The following is an 18,909-nucleotide window of genomic DNA, read 5'->3' on the forward strand; positions in this document are numbered from 1 at the left end:
AATCATGGAATTTACAACAGAAGGTCTCGCAGCATTATCAAAAGCAATCGCAATCGTCGGTACAGGTTTCGCATCCGCATGGGCTGAAAAAGTCATCGGTACAGCAGCAGTCGGCGCAATGGTCGAAAACGAATCCATCTTCGGTAAGGCACTCGTTTTGACCGTTCTTCCGGAAACCATCGTTATCTTCGGTCTTGTCGTTGCAATTCTTATCTAAATTCAAAAATTTAAGAGCGGGAACAAATACTCCCGCCCTTAATTTTTAAAGGTGTTAGCATGGGACTGGAAATCGTATTAAATGATATAACTGAGGGCGCCAAAGCAGATGTCCGACGTATCAATGATGAAGCAAAAACAACTTCTGACTTGATTATCGAAGAGGCACGCCAGGCTTCCAAAGAAGCACTGGGGTCCCGTCTTGCCGAGGTAGAAGAAAAACTCGAACAACAGCGCCAGCAGGTTTTGTCAAGCGCCAATTTAGAGGTCAAGCGTATTGCTTTAAACAAACGCAAAGCCTTATTGGATCAAGTTTATGATCAAGCCCTTGAACGAATTGAAAATTTACCTGCCGATAAAAATGAAGAATATCTGAAAGCGCTGATTGAAGCGAATGAAAAAGACGGTCACCGGATTTTCTCAAACAAAAAATCAGAAAAAATCGTCAAGAAACTCTCTTCCTTGGAATACGGCGGAAACATCGACTGTATCGGCGGTATTGTTATCGAGAATGAGGAAGGAACCGTTCGATTAGATTTTACGTATGATTTGATTCTTAAAAGTGCTTATGACCGTTCATTGAAATCTATCTCTGATATCCTCAACGGGTGATTACAAATGCTGAATACGCAAAAGATTAGGGAAATCTCGGAATACGCGCAGAGTAAACTGCCGAAGTCCGTTGCCAAATACATTCCTTCCCGTCTGCCGGCATTTGGAAAAGGTTCATCCAATTATCCGTATGCGGTCACCCGTATTCGTGCAATGAGAGTCAAACTTTTCCCCCGCGATGCGTATCCCAGATTCTTAAACATGAGTTTGGATGAAATTACACGCAAAATCGGGGAATCCGAGTACAAGCAAGACATTGATGAACTCTCCAGGGAGTACAGCGGTGTCAACTTGATTGAACATGCGTTAAACAGAAACATGGCGGAATCTTTCCAAAAAGTATTGCGCATCACCGAAGGTGAACCGCACGAACTTGTTACGGAATATCTCCGTGTTTTCGATATTGAAGACATTAAGACTATTCTCAGAGGAAAGCAGCACAACATTCCCGAAGACCAGATCTTGCAGACTTTGGTCACAGGCGGCGTGCTTCGCTACACATTCCTGTCAGGCTTGGTTTCCAAGACTGTCGATGAGATTATTGCAGCATTCAGCGACTCTCCTTACGGCCCGATTCTGAAAAAATATGACGGAACAAACCTTCCGGAAATTGAAAACGAATTGGACAAATTCTATTATGAGAATCTTTTTGAAGCAATCGGCTTGCCGGGTTCTGCAGACCGTAAACAGTTTGATCAATTTGTTCGAAGAGAAATCGATATTAAGAATTTAAGTTTGCTTCTCCGTATTAAAAAATATGAAGCTCTTGAAAACGCAAAAAGCGCTGATACGCAATGCGCCGTTGAAGATGTCACTTCGATGATTATTCCGCACGGTCTTTCATTAGATACGGACAAGTTGAAGAGTTTATGTTATGACGACTTCATTGAAGCGCTTCGTTCAACGCCTTATTGGGATGTTATCAGCCCTGTTATTGAAGGCAAGGATCTCAAATCCGTTTCCTTGACAGATGTTGAAGCACGCCTCTTGAGGTATAACTTAACGAAAGTGACCGAAAATTCTCGTCGTTTCTTAATTTCAATCATTCCGATTTTGGAATTCATCATTTACAAATCCAACGAAGTCCGCAATTTAAGAATTATTGTTCGCGGAAAATCCGTTGGCATGGACAATGAGTTAATCAAAGACCGGTTGGTGATTCTTTAATGGAAATATCAGTAGTTGGAAGCAGTGATTTCGTTACGGGTTTCAGGCTTGCCGGAATCCGTAAAGTTTATGAAACGGACACAACCGGAGTCGAACCCGTTGTTCGTGCCGTTTTGGAAGACAAAGATGTCGGCATTCTTGTGATGCACAATGATGATATTTCAAAACTGCCGGAGTCACTCAAAGCGTCTTTGAACGCTTCCGTTCAGCCGACCGTTGTTGCGCTCGGCGGCTCGGGTGAAGGCTCGACGAATTTAAGGGATAAAATAAAACAGGCGGTAGGTGTTGATCTTTGGAAGTAAAAGGTAAAGTTTATCGAGTGGCGGGACCTGTGGTCACCGTGGTCGACTTAGACACAAAGATGTACGATGTGGTTAAAGTCGGTCATGAAGGACTCATGGGCGAAGTCATTAAAATTGTTGGAAACAAATCCGTTATCCAGGTTTACGAGGAAACCTCCGGTATCAAACCCGGCGAACCTGTCGAAAATACAGGCCTTCCTCTTTCTGTTGAACTCGGACCGGGTTTGCTTGAAAGTATCTACGACGGTATTCAGAGACCTCTGGGCGTCTTGAAAGACGAAATGGGCAACTTCATCAAAAGAGGAGTGTCCGCAGACGGTCTGAACCACGACAAATTCTGGGAGTTTAACGCATGCGTCAAAAAAGGCGACACTGTGAAACCCGGAGATGTCATCGGTACCGTTCAGGAAACCGCAAACATTGAACACCGTATCATGGTGCCCCCGAACGTTGCAGGCGGCGAAGTCGCTGAAATCAAGAGCGGCAAATACACGGTGGAAGATGTTGTTTGTAAATTGAAAGACGGAACGGAACTGAAAATGTCACACAAGTGGCCGGTCAGAGTACCCAGACCCGTTACCAAAAAATTGGCTCCGAAAATCCCCTTGATTACCGGTCAGCGTGTCCTTGACGCGATGTTTCCGGTCGCAAAAGGCGGAACGGCAGCTATCCCCGGACCGTTCGGCTCCGGTAAGACTGTGACACAGCAGCAGCTTGCAAAATGGTCTGACGCAAACATCGTGGTCTACATCGGCTGCGGTGAACGCGGCAACGAAATGGCGGAAGTTTTGAACGAGTTCCCGGAACTCGAAGACCCGCAGACAGGACGCCCGCTCATGGAACGTACTGTTTTGATCGCCAACACGTCCAACATGCCTGTGGCCGCTCGTGAAGCATCCGTTTATACCGGTATCACAATCGCCGAGTATTTCCGTGACATGGGTTACGACATTGCTTTGATGGCCGACTCAACTTCCCGTTGGGCTGAAGCGATGAGAGAAATTTCATCCCGTTTGGAAGAAATGCCCGGTGAAGAAGGTTATCCGGCTTACTTGTCCGCACGTTTGGCAGAATTCTACGAACGTGCCGGTGTGGCTGAATCTCTTAACAACGCAACAGGTTCAATTACCGTTATCGGTGCGGTTTCTCCGGCCGGCGGCGACTTCTCTGAACCTGTGACGCAGAACACGCTTCGTATCGTGAAAGTGTTCTGGGCTTTGGATGCAAAGCTTTCACAGAAGAGACACTTCCCTGCGATTAACTGGCTGAACAGTTACACGCTTTACCAGGAAACTTTGGCACCGTGGTTCACGGAAAACGTGGCGCCCGACTGGAACGAACTCCGCGGAAAAGCGATGGAAATCCTCCAGCTTGAAGCCGAACTTTTGGAAATCGTTCAGTTGGTCGGTTCCGACGCTCTGCCCGAATCTCAGCAGGTTTCAATGGAATCCGCGCGTATGATTCGTGAAATCTTCTTGCAGCAGAACTCTTTCCACCCTGTCGACACATACTGTTCTTTTGACAAACAGTACAAGCTCTTGAAGAGCATCCTCAGATGGGACGAGCTTGCCGCGAAGTATTTGACAGACGGCGCGCCTGTTAAAGAATTGGTTGCAATGGATTCCAAAGCTGAATTGGGTAAGATCAAATATGAAGAGAACTTCGACCAATTGCTGACGGAAGTCATGAACAAGATGGAAGCTGAATTCGCAGAAATCGGCAGCGGAGGTTATTAAAATGGTCAAAGAATACAAGACGATTACACAAGTCGCCGGTCCGTTGATTTTCGTTGAAAAAACGGAACCTGTCGGCTACGGTGAATTCGTGAACATCCGCTTGGCTGACGGCACGATCAAAAGAGGAGAAGTTTTGGACACCTCTGAAGATGTCGTCGTTGTTCAGGTTTACGAAGGTACCGGCGGTCTCAACAAAGACTGCGCTGTGACATTCACAGGTGACAGTTTGAAACTTCCGGCATCGATTGACTTGCTCGGAAGAATTTTGTCCGGTTCCGGCCAGCCCAAAGACGGCGGTCCGCAGATTGTCCCCGAAAAAATGATGGACATTCACGGCGCTGCAATGAACCCGTACTCCCGCGCACAGCCGGACGAGTTCATTCAAACCGGTATTTCTACCATTGACGGTACCAACACATTGGTCCGCGGTCAGAAACTTCCGATTTTCTCAGGCGCAGGTCTTCCGCACATGGATATTGCTCTGCAGATTGCTCGCCAGGCTCAGGTCCCGGGCTCTGAAGAGAAGTTCGCCGTCGTTTTCGCGGCAATGGGTATCACCAACGAAGAAGCTCAGCACGCAATGGCTGACTTTGAAAAGACAGGCGCTCTTGAACGTGCTGTTGTTTTCCTGAACTTGGCTGACGACCCTGCTGTTGAGCGTTTGATTACGCCGAAAATGGCTCTCACGACTGCCGAATATTTGGCTTACGAGCACGACATGCACGTTCTTGTTATCTTAACGGATGTCACGAACTATTGTGAAGCGCTTCGCCAGATGGGTGCAGCCCGTGAAGAAGTTCCCGCAAGACGCGGTTACCCGGGTTACATGTACACTGACTTGGCCGGTATCTACGAGCGTGCCGGTGTTATTAAGGGCAACAAAGGATCCGTTACTCAGATCCCGATTTTGACGATGCCCGGCGATGACATCACGCACCCGATTCCCGACTTGTCCGGTTACATTACCGAAGGGCAGATTGTGGTTTCTCAGGAACTTCACAGAAAAGGCATTTATCCGCCAATCAACGTTTTGCCGTCCCTTTCCCGTTTGATGAACTCGGGTATCGGTAACGGTAAGACCAGAGAAGACCACAAAGCGGTTTCTGACCAGCTTTATGCCGGTTACGCCGAAGGCCGTGACCTCAGAGGTCTTGTTGCAATCGTCGGTAAAGAAGCTTTGTCTGAACGTGATAAGAAGATTTTGGAATTCGCCGACTTGTTCGAAGATAAATTCGTTCGTCAGGGTCGTTCCGAAAACAGATCTATTGAAGACACTTTGAATGTCGGTTGGAACATTCTTTCCAGTTTGCCCAAAGCATATCTTGGAAGAATCGACAACAAGTACATTGATAAGTATTATCCGGAAAATAAGCTTGAGTGATTGCAATGGCAGTTCAAGATGTAAAGCCGACTCGTTCCGAACTTCAGGACCTTCAAAAAAGAATCAAGCTCTCTCAGAACGGTTATAAACTGTTGAAAATGAAGAGAGACGGTTTGATTTTGGAGTTCTTCAAAATCCTGAATCAGGCGCGAGGGGTTAGAGAAGAGTTGGATGCAGCGTACGCAGTCGCTGTTGAAAAAGTCAACTTGGCCTCAGCCGTAGACGGGTCTTTTACCCTCAAATCGGCCTCTTTCGCTGTCGACGCTGTTCCGACCATTGAACTCAAAAGCACCAACATTATGGGTGTCGTGGTTCCGAAAATTGAAGGATCCGATGTCCACAAGCCCATTCACCAGCGCGGTTACGGTCTTGTCGGCACAGACGCTTATATTGACGATGTGGCTGACGCTTATGAAATTCTCGTTGAGAAAATCATTGTCGCTGCCGAACTTGAAACAACGATGAAAAGACTCCTTGACGACATTGAAAAAACCAAGCGCCGTGTCAACGCCTTGGAATTCAAAGTGATCCCCGAGTTTGAAGAACAGGTCAAGTTCATCCGTCTCCGCCTTGAGGAAATGGAAAGAGAAAGCATGTCAAGTTTAAAGAAAATTAAAAAGAAAAAAGCCGCTCAGGCTTAATTTACAGGAAAGTCTTTGACTTTTCCTGTTTCTTTACTTTTTTATATAATTGTATATATTTATATATATTTTATGTCGGTTATATTTATATATTTTCTAATACCTTTTGAGGGTGTGACTTATTTTTTAAAAATGAAACAAATAACTCACCATCCGATTTGACAATTTGCGTTGCCAAATCGAATGCTTAGATGTGAGTGAATCATTAGTTGCCTAATTCAGATTCACTCCTATCTTTGATTTTTATGTATTTAAATATATTGAAAATAAAAATAGGAGATTACAAATGAAACAAAATTTGTTCAAATCAATGTCTGTTCTTTTTGTGATGTTGATGCTCAGTATGGTTTTTGTGCCGATTGTCAGTGCACAAGCAGATCAAAAAATACAGGAAGATGCAAAATTAATGCAAGATGTCTTGGATCAAAAATTCAGTGATATTCAAAGCAAATATACAGTTTCTCAAATTGCTTACAGTGAAACTGACTTGAACGATTTGGAGAATTTGGTGCTGTTGCTGTTGGAAGAACAAGGCGTACAAATCAAAAATCTCAATCTGAACGATTTGGAAAAATACGGCAGTATGGATGATATCATCCTCGCTGGCTCAATCCTGTTTGAAACTGAAGATAATATTGTGCATACAGTGGATCTTTTCACTCATACTGATCTCAGTAATGGTTCCATTGAAATGATTTCAAAGGATCAAAATACAATCAAATTAAGATGAACAAAATCTCTGAAAGTGAAGAATCAATTGAATATAATATTGAACAAACATTCGTCAACGGCAATGCTGTAAACTCTTTCAGCAATGTTGTTTCGTATGCAACAGACACTACAATTTTCGAAGAATCCAACCTTGAATCCGCTGATATTTTTGCTGAAAATATGAATGGTATTTCAACTCGCGGTCATACTGTATATCCTCCCAGTTATCCTCCGCCCGGAATTGGTGCTACTGTTGCTTCTCGTGTTCAATTCTCCTTACTCGTTGATGCATCAACTGTTGTCGGAGTTATTGCAACTTTCATTCCGGGGGCAAACGCTATTGCTTTCATGTCAGCTGCAGTTTCAATGCTGGATATTTTTTTGAGAAGAGGATTAAAAATTGATACAGACCGGACCTATGCTCGGATAAAAATTGTTTCACCCGCTTTGACTTCCAGTTATATTGCACCATGGCCTGCAATCGGATATGGTGTGCGTGCCTTTTCCAATAACCCTGTTTTGGGGTATTACATGGAAATTACAGAATATTACGTAAAATAATTCTTATCTGTAAACAATGCAGTAATTTTAAATACCGTATTTTTAAAATTTTGATTTATTCTGATTTCAGAATAAATCTATATTTTTATTAACATCGGATGGTGGCTAAATCATGAATATTTTTAAAGTTTTAACGGCACTGACTTTTTTGGTAACTTGTTTTTTCATCTGGCTCGGTTTGAGTGATGAATCCGCGTTTTATTATTTGCCGCAACTTGGTTTGTGGTCTTTTGTTTTTGCAGCAATGCTGTTCCTTTCTTTCATTTATGATAAAAAAGGTCAATTGCCAATGTCGGACAAATCAATGGCTTTGGCGGCTTTAGCCGGCATTGTTATTCTTTTGATTTGGGTTATTATTTTGGTTTACATCAAACGCTTGGATTTACTTGCTGAAAATGAGATTTATTCAATCGGCCGATTTGTTTATGTCTTTGGAACCGCGATTTTGAGTTGTTTAATTGTTTCCGTTTTGGTAATTTTTAGTCTGAAGCCCCAAAATTTTAAAAAGGTAATTTTAAATAAATGAATCCGAATCTGATTATAAAATCATGATATCGATTTTCATGATATTGATTTTCATGATATTGATTTTCATGATATTGAAGTAATTTATTTTCTTTTCATTTTATTTTGTCATCCTATTCAAGAAGCAACTCAGAGCTCCCTCAATGAAATCAAACAAAAAAATTTTGAATATCCTATTGGTAATAACTTTTCTTCTGTCAATGGTGACGACAACAGCAACCGCAGCCGTTGTCAACTCGAATGATGCCGCTGCTTCTTTTATGACAACTGAATATGATGTTGTCATGAAAATGAAACAAACGCCTGTTTCTTTGTTGGAAAAAGCGGGATATTCTGCGGAAACGATTGACACTTTCACGAACTTTTCTTTTGAAGAAGCGCTTCTTGAACGGGCGCAGTTATCCGAAAATGAATTATTTGAATTGGGTTACAACGAAAGTCAAATTCTTCTGCTGCAGTCTTATGACGGCGGTTCTTTAGAGGATAATTCTCAAATGAATTCGCTTTTTGCTCAAGTCACCGGAAATCTCAGCGGCGAAAGCTATTCTAAAAATCGGATCGAAGCGAATTTTTCTTGGGAATGGAGTCATGCGCCTTTGTTAAACGGCCGGATTATTACGGATGTTGTCGCTTGCAGTTTTATTGCGACAAACGACGAAAACATTGCGTGTGCCGTCATGGTTGATGATGCTTCTTGTACGATTGAATATTATCGGGGCGATTCTAAAATCGGTGAAGATTATCCGAGTTTTTCTTCTTTAAATGGGTATGGAATTCCCGAAGCAAAATTCCCGATGAGCAAATCATTCGGCTATACAACAGGATGGGCAAAAAAAGGCACTTTGACCGTTGCCGTTAAAGAAGTCGTACCGTCAGATAAATTATACTCCGTGTATTTCGCTTTCGGGTACGGTCATACTTGTTTAACACTCAGCCCGAGCATTCGCACATCCGGCGGCGGCGGTCTCATGTTTGGACTCGGAACTGACGATATGTTCTTCAAAACAATAAGCGTAAGACACGACGGAACTTATGATATTTATAATGGAAACAACAGGAGCGGACAGTTTATGTCTTCAGCGCAATTATTTGGAATATTTGGTATCTTGTCTCTCATAGCGATGGTCGCAGCACCGTTTCTCTTGGTATCGCTTGTAACGAAAATACAAAATAAGAAAACTCCTGTTTGGGAATGTTGGTTATTGGCAGCCGGTGCATTTTGTTTATGGTTCTGGCTTCTTATTGTCTTCGGAAGTTTGCCGGGCGCGTAAATGTAAAAGATGAAAACATAATCATTATCTTTTTTGATTACATATGTTTTTTATTTTTTAATTTATTTTGTCTGAACGTTTTAGTCTTTCGCTTTATTTTTTCTTTTTTTATAAATTTATTTTATTTATGTCGCAACATTTTTATAAATCCTTGTATATGTAGAAAATGTGAAATTTTTTCGGAATGTATTTCTAGAATCTATTTTGAAAAAAGCATACTCACCATTCGATTTGACAATTGGAGTTGCCAAATCGAATGCTTAGATGTGAGTGAACTCGCCAGTTGACTATGTGATTCACTCCTCTCTTTGATTTCTTGATATATAAATCAATTGGAAATATAAAAATAGGAGATAAACGGATGAGATTTAAGTTTATTAATATATTGTGCATACTTTTCCTATTAATCAGTTTCATAGGAGTTACAACAGCAGTTGAAGAGTTTACTTCCGATTCTGTTATAGAATACAATTCCCGTTTTACAGAGGAATACGAAGCATTAAGCAACGAAGAAAAAGAACAAATTCGGGATCGTGAAAACAAATTCTTTGAAAAATATACTTTTAATGTCACTACTACTACTGTAGTGCATAGCTCAGCGACATTTGAAAAATCCGGAGTTGCATATCAAAACGTAACTGTTGAAACTATTTACAAAAGCAACGACGGAAAGTTTGAAAAAGAATTTGGTACGAACACTGTTTCATCATCTGAATCTTATACTGTTAAAGAAGATGTTGATGAGTTTTTTTTTGAAAATCAAATGTTTTCTTTAAAATCATTAAACGAAAATGAGATCGTTGTTACTGAAACTGAACAAATAATATTAGTTCCTGCTTCTACGCCACATGAATGGTGGAATGATGGATACGCCTATCCTCCCTATCTATATAAAAAACGTATTTTGGGTGTATTTGGAGATTATACTGAACGAGAAGATCCTGTTAATTTAATTTGGAAAAATACAAATGCAAATACAGTTAGATCTACTTTAATTTCCAGAAGTGGTTGGGTTGCATTAAATGACGGTCTCTTATCTGAATACCCATATGCAGTATATGATCGCAATCGTCAGTGGGTGACTCCCCTTAGTGTTGGGGAAACTCAACAACGCAGAAATGGTGGATATCATGTCCGGATTTATCAATTGTCTGATGGTTCAGTAGTCGGAGGAGCTCACGAAGACAGTGCAATTTTGAGTGACTATGGTATTACACATAAAGTTGTTAATTTAGAATATGCAGAATATGTCGTGTGCAATTATTTCTATAATGCAGGTTGGCGGGTACAACAAAATTCTCAAAGACTTAATAATTCCGGAACTTTTGGTGCCGGAGCAACTAATAATGGCAATGCAACAGTAATTACACGATAAGGAGATCCATGAATCTTAATGTCAGAAAAGAAGTGCTTGATAGCACTCTTTTTATTTTTTTATTATTCATTTATGTTTTAATTCTGTATCTGATGTTTATCGGAGTACAGAACTCAAGTATTTCTCTAGCTTTTGCTTTTTTTATTTTATTTGCGAGTGTAATTTACGCTCTTCTTTCTAAGAATATAGTGTCTTCTTTTTTAATCGGATTTTTATTGTGGCCAATCTATCTAGTTTTTAATATGTTTCAAAGTTTTCCGGAATATGGCAATATATTCGATTTATTTGCAGCATATTTTGGAACAATCGGCTGGACACTTGTTATGTCAATCATATGGGGTTTACCCGGCTATTTTTTGGCTCAACATTTGGACAATAAAAACCGAAAAATGATGCTTATAGCTTTTGGAATTATGTTTTTTATTATCACTTTTGTAATTTACATTTTTATTATGTTGGATTAAGCAATGTAAATAAGCCTGAAATATTGTAATAGGCGTAACTATCGTTTCGTAATGTTGGTGACATAAAACTTTATCAACACCCAAAGACTGTCATTCAAAATGCGGGCTTCTAAAATGAATCGAAAATACACTCTGCCGATATTGATACTTCTCCTCATCTCAATTTCATTGTTCACCGTTTCATTGCTTGCAGTCAGTTCTTTTGATTCAAATACTGATTCCAATATTGCTTACAATAAAATGTCTGAAGAACAGGCAGAATACGATTTTCAAATATATAAAAAAAGAATGGCAGAAATTTATAATCAAGATGTCACAAAAGAAGACTACCAAAGATTAAGAGCCGGCACATTTGAAATGATTGAAGCCTATGACGCCGACATGGAAAAATACGGCAAAACGTCTGACGAATTCAATGTTGCTTATTGTGATCATATTTTTGTCGGAAAAGTTGTCAAACACAATGGAAACTATCAAGCTCCTGAAAATGAACTCAGAAATCCTTACAATTTGTTTGACGTTGAAATTATTGAACTCATCAAAGGTCCCGAACTTAAAAATGAAATTGAATTGAAACAAATCGGCGGCTATTATACCGGCGACTATATTCAAAAAGAATTTATTCGTGAAAGCAATGCGACTTTGGATGATTTTGAAAAATATGATCAAGGATATTACGGTTTTATCGAACGCGGCGATTCATTGATTGAAGTCGGCGAAGTTTATCTTTTCATTACGACAACTCAATTGGACGGAAGATGTACCATTTTCACGCAAAAAGACCGTGTTCTTTTGGAAGATTTCGATAAAAAAGGAATCGATTCGTTTGATGAAGTTGCTTATTACAAGAAACTTGTTGATTCCGGAATCAAAGATTTTGATCGACTTCGATGTTCTGCAAATGAAGAAATTTAATTTCATTTAATTCAGGAAATCAGAAGATTTTTCTCTTCTGTTTTTTGTTTTTTTTATTTTTGTGTTTCTTTTCTTCCGTCCGTTTTATTTTCAACAAGCTTTATCATCTCTTAATTCTTTGTAATTTATATTTGAAAGAGAGAGTTTTGATTTTTATGGGCGGATTATTCGGGCAAAGTGAAGAAGTCAATACATGCTTGGCTTTTGCGGTTTGGATAGTGTTTATTCTTTCTTTATTCTGTCTTTACAGTGATATCCGTATTCCATATGCTGAGATGATTTTTATTTTTTTGCTCATCGCCGGAAGCATTTTTTACGGTTTCATTTCCAAAAACCCTGTAAAATCTTTTATTTTAGGGACATTGATTTGGTTTTCTATGTTCCTTTTCATGCTTTTGTATGAGATCATCGAAACAAATTCCTTTCCATTCTTAGATAATCCTCTCGGAATCGTTTCGGGAATCTTTACTTACTTGGCACTCGGAATTTTAAACGGCGGCATCGGATATTTTATCGCAGTTCAAAATTCGGATCAAAGAAAACAACTTCTGTGCCGTATACTTGCTTTAGCACTTCTTTTTGCGTCAGCCATGTTCTTTTTTGCGGGGATTAATTGAAACAAAACGGGTGGATGAAATATGGCAGGCTTGTTCAATCAATCGGAAAAAATGAATAATCTTTTATTTGTCGGGTTATTGGGAGCGGCTGTTCTCTCTTATATTCTGTTTATCAGCATTTTGTTTTATACAAACAGTTTGACGGTTTATTATTTGCAAGTCATAACTTTGATTCTGATCATTTTTGGTCCCGCCGTTTTTTCTTTGATTTCTCAGAACTTTAAAAAATCGCTTTTGCTGGCGTTTCTGATACCTGTTGTAATATTTGTGCCGTTCAATTCGTATCTTTTGTTTTTAGATTCTGTTTGGCCGTTTCCAAAAGTCGTTATCTTTACCCCTCCTGAAAATGATCTCATGGCTTACGGCAAAATAATACTTCAATATGCGGCGTTTGCGGTCGGCGGTGCTGTCAGCGTTTGGCTTGCTCAGTCTTATCAGCCGGAAAATGAAGAGAAAGAAGGGAAACAGAAATATTTGAATTTGTTTTATTACGGTTTGATTTTGTTTTTAATCGTTTATGTGATATTGGTTATGTTTTCGGGATTTTACCGATAATTTAAATTTTATTCATAGAGAGGCGTTTATTATGGAATTTTATAATCAAAATAAAAAATTTAATGATTTCAAAATATTTTTATTGGCAATTGTTTTGGTTTTGGTTTGCTTTTTAGGTTATGTTTTCCATTCCGTTTTCTTTTTCGGCCAGTTTATCTTTCTCATTTTGCTTGTCGTCAATCCGCTTTTGTTCGGTTACTTATCGAAAAGATCGATTATGTCTTTCATCGTCGGATTTTTGTCGCTTTTCATGATGATTTTGTACAGGCTGCCGTTTTCTTCTTATTATCCCGATCAATGGATTGCAGATTCGGCGACGCTCTTGCCCGGCGCATTTTTATTGGGCGTTTCCGGTTTTTTTGCGGCGTATCAGACGAAAAACAAATCTAATCAAATCTTTTGCTACGGGCTTGCCGTGTTATCAATTTTAATGGCGATCGCTTTTTATTTGGTAATTTATTTTTAAAATTATTTTTAAAATTATTTTATCTTTTTCAATTCTATTCGTTCTTAAAAAATTTAAAAACGCATTTATTCTCCTCACTTTTCTTTCCTATTTACCTTTTACATGAAGTTTTCGTCCGCTGTTTATATATATTCGACAGTCATCAAAAATAGAGATAGATTATGGAACTCAAAACAAAAAAATTGATTGCAATTTTTGGCAGTATTTTTGCATTTTTAATAATCTGTGCAGCAAGCGTTTACGCTTATCATAATCCTGAGGAAACATATTTTGCGACAGCTGCATCAGTATGGGCGGTCATATTTTTGCCGCTTTATTATTTCGGGAAGGGTAGAAAAGAAACCCGGCAGAATCATCTCGGTATTCAACTCCTGTTCGTGATGATTATTCCGGCAATATGGGTTTTTATCATTATTTACAGATGGTATGTCGGATTACCTTCTTTTTCATCCGTTTCAGACCCGACTTCCGCTTTCTTAGTTGTTTGGGGCGAAGCTGTTGTTTGGTTCTTGATAGGTATTATGTTTACAATCGGCAGTTATCATACAGATGAAATCGTTGAAAAAGTGAAAAATATTGTAAATCTTTGAAAAAATCGGGTGCTTGAAATGGCAGGAATATTTAATCAAAAAGAAAGTATAAATGATATTGTTTTTCTGATTTCTTTTATTCTATTTGCATTTTCAACTTACATTTATTCTCAAATTTATTTCTTGCCGGATATTGATATTCCATATCTCGTTAAAATTTTCGGAATCGGATATTTTTCGATTTTTGTAATTTTTGGACCGACAGTTTATGGTTTATTTTCTCAAAATGTTTCAAAATCGAAACTGTTTGGTATATTCATGCCGTTATCGTTTCTCTGCCTTGTTTTTATGGGATTTCACATCATGAATAATAGTCTCTTCTATTTTTACTTATACGCAGCAGTCGGAACACCTTTGTTCTCTTTTATCGTTTTTTTAATTTTGGGCTATCTCGGAGGAGCGTCAGGTGCAGTTTATCATACAGGTCAAGGAAAAGTTCCGTTTTTCTCTTGGAAAGTCACTTCAAATCATTTGATTGCCGGTGTTCTTTTGTCAGGTATTTTGTTTGTTATCGGAACCTTGCCGTTTTGGATGAAAGTTTTTTAAAAATTTCAGGTGATTATAATGTTTTATTCGATGTCTTTGAAGCTTGTACCCGCTGTAATTTTACTTTTTGCAGCCGTTATTTTAATGATTTCTCTCAAAAATCTAAATAAAAAGAATCAGGCGGCTTTGTTCATTGCATTATTTTGTATTTTTCTGATTTCTCTTCTATTAAATGAAATTATCGTTTTTTCTCTGATCGCAATTTTTATTTTCTATTTCGGGTCTTTTATTTACGGCTTCATTTCCAAAAACCCTGTTAAATCTTATCTTCTCGGACTTTCGGTTTATTTGACTTGGTTTGTCTTCGAAATTTTTACATATTATTCTCGGACAGATCTGTTTGAGTTTGACATTTATTTGAAATATCTGATTTATTCTGTTATTTGGGGATTGCCGGGATTTTTAACGGCTCAGGATCGTTCTGTCAAATGGAAATATTCAATCTTTATCGTTCTTGCTTTGATTATCATTTTTATTGAAGTTGTGCTTTTTTACAGCACTTGGTAATTTATTAAAAAGTAAAAGGTTTCAAAAATGTCCGGATATTTTGATCAAACTGAAAAAACAAACAACAAATTATTTTTGATATTGTTTGTTTTATACATCATCAGTTTTATTATTCCATCCGGAATCCCCTTTATTTTTATTCTCTTCGGCTCCCTTTTTTACGGTTTCTTTTCAAAAAATCAAAAGAAATCTTTTTTATTCGGATTCTTAATTCCGTTATTTTTTTGTTTATATTCGTTTCTGATTGACGGAATCGACGTGGCTGTCCGTATTTTTCCGTTTTATCTGTTGCTCAGTTTATTATCCGGATTGTCGGGATTTTTTGCAGCGGTTGATTTTGAAAATCCTGCTAAAAATAAAGTTTGTTATTTCATTTCGGCGGTGCTGATTATTATTATGGTTATTCTTATTATTTCGGGGATTAATTGAATTTATGAAAACTTCTAAGATATAATTTAGATGATTTATTCCAATTGTTAACCATTAATCATCCCCAACCCCGTAAAATTCAAAATCTCAAACCTCAAAGGTTTACAAACCCTCTCTTCTTTCATATCTTTAAATCATTGTAAACGATTACCTTTATTAACAATAACTCAAATTTAATTAATTGAGGTTATAATTATGGATGCCAAAAATTACGTCGAAGGGGTTTTAGAAGATGTTAAAAGAAGAAACCCCGGTGAAGTTGAGTTTTACAATGCCGTTGATGAAGTTCTCCACTCATTGATTCCGGTTCTTGAAAAGAAACCCGAATTGATTGAAGCGGCAATCTTGGACAGAATTGTCGAGCCCGAGAGAATGATTTATTTCCGCGTTCCGTGGATGGACGACTCGGGAAAAGTTCATGTCAATCGCGGATTCCGCGTTCAGTTCAACGGCGCAATCGGCCCTTACAAAGGCGGTCTTCGATTCCACCCGACAGTCAATCAAAGCATTATCAAATTCCTCGGTTTTGAACAAATTTTCAAAAATTCATTGACCGGACTTCCCATGGGCGGCGGCAAAGGCGGCTGCGATTTTGACCCGAAAGGCAAATCCGACGCGGAAGTCATGCGTTTCTGCCAAGCATTTATGTCCGAATTATACAAACACATCGGAACAGACGTTGACGTTCCCGCAGGCGACATCGGCGTCGGCGCCCGTGAAATCGGCTACATGTACGGCATGTACAGAAAATTGTCCAACTCCAGCAGTCAAGGCATTTTGACCGGCAAACCGCTGACATTCGGCGGCAGCCTCGGCAGAACGCCCGCAACCGGCTACGGTTTGATCTATTTCATAAACGAGATGCTCAAAGACAAAGGCACTTCCCTTAAAGACAAAACAGTTGCCGTCTCCGGCTCCGGAAATGTCGCGATTTACGCGATTGAAAAAGCGCAGCAGTTCGGCGCAAAAGTCGTGACGTGCAGCGATTCCGGCGGATACATTTACGACGAAGAAGGCATCGATCTTGCCATTGTCAAACAGCTCAAAGAAGTCGAAGCCCGCAGAATTAAAGATTATCTGCAGTTCAGACCGAAAGCAAAATACGTCGAAGGAAGCACAAATGTGTGGGAAATCCCCTGTGACGTGGCACTCCCGTGCGCGACGCAGAACGAAATTGACAAAGCGTCCGCCGAAAAATTAATTCAAAACGGCGTCAAATTTGTCGCGGAAGGCGCAAACATGCCTTCAACGCTTGACGCGGTTGCCGCTTTCCAAAAAGCAGGCATCTACTTCGGTCCCGCCAAAGCCTGTAACGCGGGCGGCGTTGCGTGTTCCGGTCTTGAAATGACGCAAAACGCAATGCGATTGTCCTGGACTTTTGAAGAAGTCGATGAAAAACTTCAAGTCATCATGAAAAACATTTTCGCGGCATCTAAATCCGCCGCCAAAGAAATCGGTGATGACGACAATCTTTTGGCCGGCGCGAACATCGCAGGTTTCTTAAAAGTGGCCGACGCCATGATGAAACAAGGCATCATCTGAAAAGAAACTAAAAACAAATTATAACCAAAATATAACCAAAAAATAACCAAAAAATAACCAAAAAATAACCAAAAAATAACCAAAAAATAACCAAAAAATAACCAAAAACGAAGCCGAAAGTTCAAAAACGAATTTTCGGCTGTTGTTCCTCATTTTAATTTAAATGTCAAAAATGATTTCTTTTTTGAATTGTTGAAAGTTTCATTCTTTAAAGTGCAGCGGTCGCGTATTTTCCAATTTCTTCGGGTCATAAATCCTTTTTCCTTCTTTCAGAAAATCTGGTAGCCGTTTATTTTTTAGGCCGAGCATTTGAACGCAGTAAGTGATGCCGTCAATCTTTTCGCCCATCAAACCGTGAACGCGGTGTACGCCGATTAAATTGATGTAATCTTCCAAATCATCCCGTTCTGCTTTCATATGTTTGACGACTTCACAAAGCGCTTTTACATCGTCGATGGCGCGGTGGGAATTTTCAACGCCTTCAATTTGATAATAATCAATCGCATCGCTCAATGAATGCGGGTAAGTTTTTCGATCTCTTAAAATCGTAAATGTATCCAAAATATCAAATGAAACGGGAATGCTTTTGTCGTATTTTTCAAGCATTTTCAAAACAAAAGACATATCAAACTGTGCGTTATGTGCAATGATGAGTGTTTTTTCAGCCGGATTGAACAAATTCAAAAATTCATCAACGGCAACGCTTTCCGTTATTCCTTCTTCGTCAAGCATTTCATCCGTGATATTTGTCAGCTCAACGATTTCGGCGGGAATCTTTTCGCCCTCGGGCAATTTGATCAAAATATCAATTTCCCGTTCATCTGTCGTGTCAGGCTCGTATTCACAGCGCCGGATTGCGGCAAGTTCGATGATTTGATTCTTTTCAACCGAAAGTCCGGTCGTTTCGACATCAATAAACAGAATTTGTTCGTATCCCGTAAACAATTCCGATACGGGACAGGGGATATTTGTGACGGTCATGGGAGGTTTGTCCGTTAATTTGTTTCGTTAATTTGGTTTATTTTTTGTTTTTTCAAATTTGAATGAATTACTTGATTTCTTTTTAGAGATTAAACCGTTTCGCCGTTTTTTCGCAAAATTGAAAATAAAAATTGTTGGTCGGGTTTGAATTATTTTTTGAAAATGAGGGAATTCGCGCGCGGCGGCGGCTTTTGATGCAAACCTGAAGGTGGCAGCGGTAACAGAAATCTGAAGGTAACAGCGGTAACAGAAACCTGAAGGTAGCAGCGGCAACAGAAACCTGAAGGTAGCAGCGGCAACAGAAACTTGAAGGTAGCAGCGGCAACAGAAACCTGAAGGTAGCAGCGGCACGTTCGCGAATGCGAACGGATTACTAAAAAAAGAGCAGATGCAAGCGGCAACGCAAACCTGCCACGTCGCAGCAACATTAAAAGACAGTTGCAGACGAGCAGGCTCAGCCGGAAACCGACAGCAAAAAGACAGTTGCAGACTGGCAGGCTTGGCAGACACCGGAAAACGATTAAAACTCAGCGGTTTTTGTATTTTTTGTTTCGTATGGGAAGAATCCGCCAAGTCTCGTTTCCTCCGCTACGCTTCGGAAACTTGAAACTTCGTTTCAAGTCCGGTTCGCCGCTTCGCGCTGCCCGGAACTCAAATTGCGGGGGCGGTATTTGAAATTTTATTCAATCAAAAATCGATTGAAACATCTTTTTATCAAAATTATTCAAAAACGGAACGCCTTCTTTTTTTCAAAGATTAAATATTTCTTAGGATTTTATCGGGCGTTCGGATTTCACCG

23 protein-coding genes are annotated in these 18,909 nt (G+C 39.6%); 21 read left to right on the plus strand and 2 right to left on the minus strand.

Going from position 1 to position 18,909, the window contains the following annotated elements; all coding sequences use genetic code 11:
• Nucleotides 1–4 precede the first annotated feature (4 nt).
• The 21 genes from MmiHf6_RS08310 to gdhA all read left to right on the plus strand — a co-directional run bounded on the left by MmiHf6_RS08310 (nucleotide 5) and on the right by gdhA (nucleotide 17,129).
• On the plus strand, nucleotides 5–217 hold the full coding sequence (locus MmiHf6_RS08310; protein ID WP_316557323.1) for a V-type ATP synthase subunit K: 213 nt from the start codon (nucleotides 5–7) through the stop codon (nucleotides 215–217).
• A 59-nt stretch (nucleotides 218–276) separates the two neighbouring features.
• Nucleotides 277–828, plus strand: a complete 552-nt coding sequence (locus MmiHf6_RS08315) for a V-type ATP synthase subunit E (RefSeq protein WP_316557324.1) — start codon at nucleotides 277–279, stop codon at nucleotides 826–828.
• 6 nt (nucleotides 829–834) lie between these two features.
• Nucleotides 835–1,995 carry a V-type ATP synthase subunit C gene (locus MmiHf6_RS08320; protein WP_316557325.1) on the plus strand — a complete coding sequence of 387 codons (1,161 nt, stop codon included), beginning with the start codon at nucleotides 835–837 and terminating at the stop codon, nucleotides 1,993–1,995.
• Nucleotides 1,995–2,297: a V-type ATP synthase subunit F gene (locus tag MmiHf6_RS08325; RefSeq protein WP_316557326.1), complete on the plus strand. Its 303-nt coding sequence runs from the start codon at nucleotides 1,995–1,997 to the stop codon at nucleotides 2,295–2,297. The genes MmiHf6_RS08320 and MmiHf6_RS08325 overlap by 1 nt, the downstream gene beginning before the upstream one ends.
• On the plus strand, nucleotides 2,288–4,033 hold the full coding sequence (locus MmiHf6_RS08330) for an ATP synthase subunit A (RefSeq protein ID WP_316557327.1): 1,746 nt from the start codon (nucleotides 2,288–2,290) through the stop codon (nucleotides 4,031–4,033). The genes MmiHf6_RS08325 and MmiHf6_RS08330 overlap by 10 nt, the downstream gene beginning before the upstream one ends.
• A gap of 1 nt (nucleotide 4,034) precedes the next feature.
• The gene (locus tag MmiHf6_RS08335; protein WP_316557328.1) at nucleotides 4,035–5,414 is read left to right on the plus strand and encodes a V-type ATP synthase subunit B; all 1,380 of its coding nucleotides are present in this window, start codon (nucleotides 4,035–4,037) and stop codon (nucleotides 5,412–5,414) included.
• 5 nt (nucleotides 5,415–5,419) lie between these two features.
• Complete coding sequence (locus MmiHf6_RS08340; protein WP_316557329.1) at nucleotides 5,420–6,055, plus strand: V-type ATP synthase subunit D; 636 nt, start codon at nucleotides 5,420–5,422, stop codon at nucleotides 6,053–6,055.
• 286 nt (nucleotides 6,056–6,341) lie between these two features.
• Nucleotides 6,342–6,785, plus strand: coding sequence for a hypothetical protein (locus MmiHf6_RS08345; protein ID WP_316557330.1), 444 nt, complete (start codon nucleotides 6,342–6,344; stop codon nucleotides 6,783–6,785).
• A complete protein-coding gene (locus MmiHf6_RS08350; RefSeq protein ID WP_316557331.1) occupies nucleotides 6,782–7,327 on the plus strand; it encodes a hypothetical protein in 546 nt (181 codons plus the stop codon). Before MmiHf6_RS08345 ends, MmiHf6_RS08350 begins: the two co-directional genes overlap by 4 nt.
• 112 nt (nucleotides 7,328–7,439) lie before the next feature.
• The gene (locus MmiHf6_RS08355) at nucleotides 7,440–7,853 is read left to right on the plus strand and encodes a hypothetical protein (protein ID WP_316557332.1); all 414 of its coding nucleotides are present in this window, start codon (nucleotides 7,440–7,442) and stop codon (nucleotides 7,851–7,853) included.
• Between the two features lie 175 nt (nucleotides 7,854–8,028).
• Nucleotides 8,029–9,123, plus strand: coding sequence for a hypothetical protein (locus MmiHf6_RS08360; protein WP_316557333.1), 1,095 nt, complete (start codon nucleotides 8,029–8,031; stop codon nucleotides 9,121–9,123).
• Between the two features lie 361 nt (nucleotides 9,124–9,484).
• Nucleotides 9,485–10,498 carry a hypothetical protein gene (locus tag MmiHf6_RS08365; RefSeq protein WP_316557334.1) on the plus strand — a complete coding sequence of 338 codons (1,014 nt, stop codon included), beginning with the start codon at nucleotides 9,485–9,487 and terminating at the stop codon, nucleotides 10,496–10,498.
• 8 nt (nucleotides 10,499–10,506) lie between these two features.
• The gene (locus MmiHf6_RS08370) at nucleotides 10,507–10,962 is read left to right on the plus strand and encodes a hypothetical protein (protein ID WP_316557335.1); all 456 of its coding nucleotides are present in this window, start codon (nucleotides 10,507–10,509) and stop codon (nucleotides 10,960–10,962) included.
• Between the two features lie 114 nt (nucleotides 10,963–11,076).
• A complete protein-coding gene (locus tag MmiHf6_RS08375) occupies nucleotides 11,077–11,877 on the plus strand; it encodes a hypothetical protein (protein WP_316557336.1) in 801 nt (266 codons plus the stop codon).
• Between the two features lie 146 nt (nucleotides 11,878–12,023).
• Nucleotides 12,024–12,494 carry a hypothetical protein gene (locus MmiHf6_RS08380; RefSeq protein WP_316557337.1) on the plus strand — a complete coding sequence of 157 codons (471 nt, stop codon included), beginning with the start codon at nucleotides 12,024–12,026 and terminating at the stop codon, nucleotides 12,492–12,494.
• Nucleotides 12,495–12,515: 21 nt separating this feature from the next.
• Nucleotides 12,516–13,049, plus strand: a complete 534-nt coding sequence (locus MmiHf6_RS08385; RefSeq protein WP_316557338.1) for a hypothetical protein — start codon at nucleotides 12,516–12,518, stop codon at nucleotides 13,047–13,049.
• 31 nt (nucleotides 13,050–13,080) lie between these two features.
• Nucleotides 13,081–13,515: a hypothetical protein gene (locus MmiHf6_RS08390; RefSeq protein ID WP_316557339.1), complete on the plus strand. Its 435-nt coding sequence runs from the start codon at nucleotides 13,081–13,083 to the stop codon at nucleotides 13,513–13,515.
• A 161-nt stretch (nucleotides 13,516–13,676) separates the two neighbouring features.
• Complete coding sequence (locus tag MmiHf6_RS08395; RefSeq protein WP_316557340.1) at nucleotides 13,677–14,105, plus strand: hypothetical protein; 429 nt, start codon at nucleotides 13,677–13,679, stop codon at nucleotides 14,103–14,105.
• Nucleotides 14,106–14,393: 288 nt separating this feature from the next.
• Nucleotides 14,394–14,651 carry a hypothetical protein gene (locus MmiHf6_RS08400; protein WP_316557341.1) on the plus strand — a complete coding sequence of 86 codons (258 nt, stop codon included), beginning with the start codon at nucleotides 14,394–14,396 and terminating at the stop codon, nucleotides 14,649–14,651.
• Between the two features lie 18 nt (nucleotides 14,652–14,669).
• Nucleotides 14,670–15,158: a hypothetical protein gene (locus MmiHf6_RS08405; protein ID WP_316557342.1), complete on the plus strand. Its 489-nt coding sequence runs from the start codon at nucleotides 14,670–14,672 to the stop codon at nucleotides 15,156–15,158.
• A gap of 624 nt (nucleotides 15,159–15,782) precedes the next feature.
• Nucleotides 15,783–17,129: an NADP-specific glutamate dehydrogenase gene (gene gdhA / locus MmiHf6_RS08410; protein WP_316557343.1), complete on the plus strand. Its 1,347-nt coding sequence runs from the start codon at nucleotides 15,783–15,785 to the stop codon at nucleotides 17,127–17,129.
• A 201-nt stretch (nucleotides 17,130–17,330) separates the two neighbouring features.
• On the opposite strand, the gene MmiHf6_RS08415 is transcribed toward gdhA, so the two are convergent.
• The gene (locus MmiHf6_RS08415; protein ID WP_316557344.1) at nucleotides 17,331–18,110 is read right to left on the minus strand and encodes a 3'-5' exonuclease; all 780 of its coding nucleotides are present in this window, start codon (nucleotides 18,108–18,110) and stop codon (nucleotides 17,331–17,333) included.
• A 27-nt stretch (nucleotides 18,111–18,137) separates the two neighbouring features.
• Nucleotides 18,138–18,683, minus strand: coding sequence for a hypothetical protein (locus MmiHf6_RS08420; protein ID WP_316557345.1), 546 nt, complete (start codon nucleotides 18,681–18,683; stop codon nucleotides 18,138–18,140).
• Nucleotides 18,684–18,909 lie beyond the last annotated feature (226 nt).

Source organism: Methanimicrococcus hongohii (assembly GCF_032594095.1).
Lineage (GTDB): Archaea > Halobacteriota > Methanosarcinia > Methanosarcinales > Methanosarcinaceae > Methanimicrococcus > Methanimicrococcus hongohii.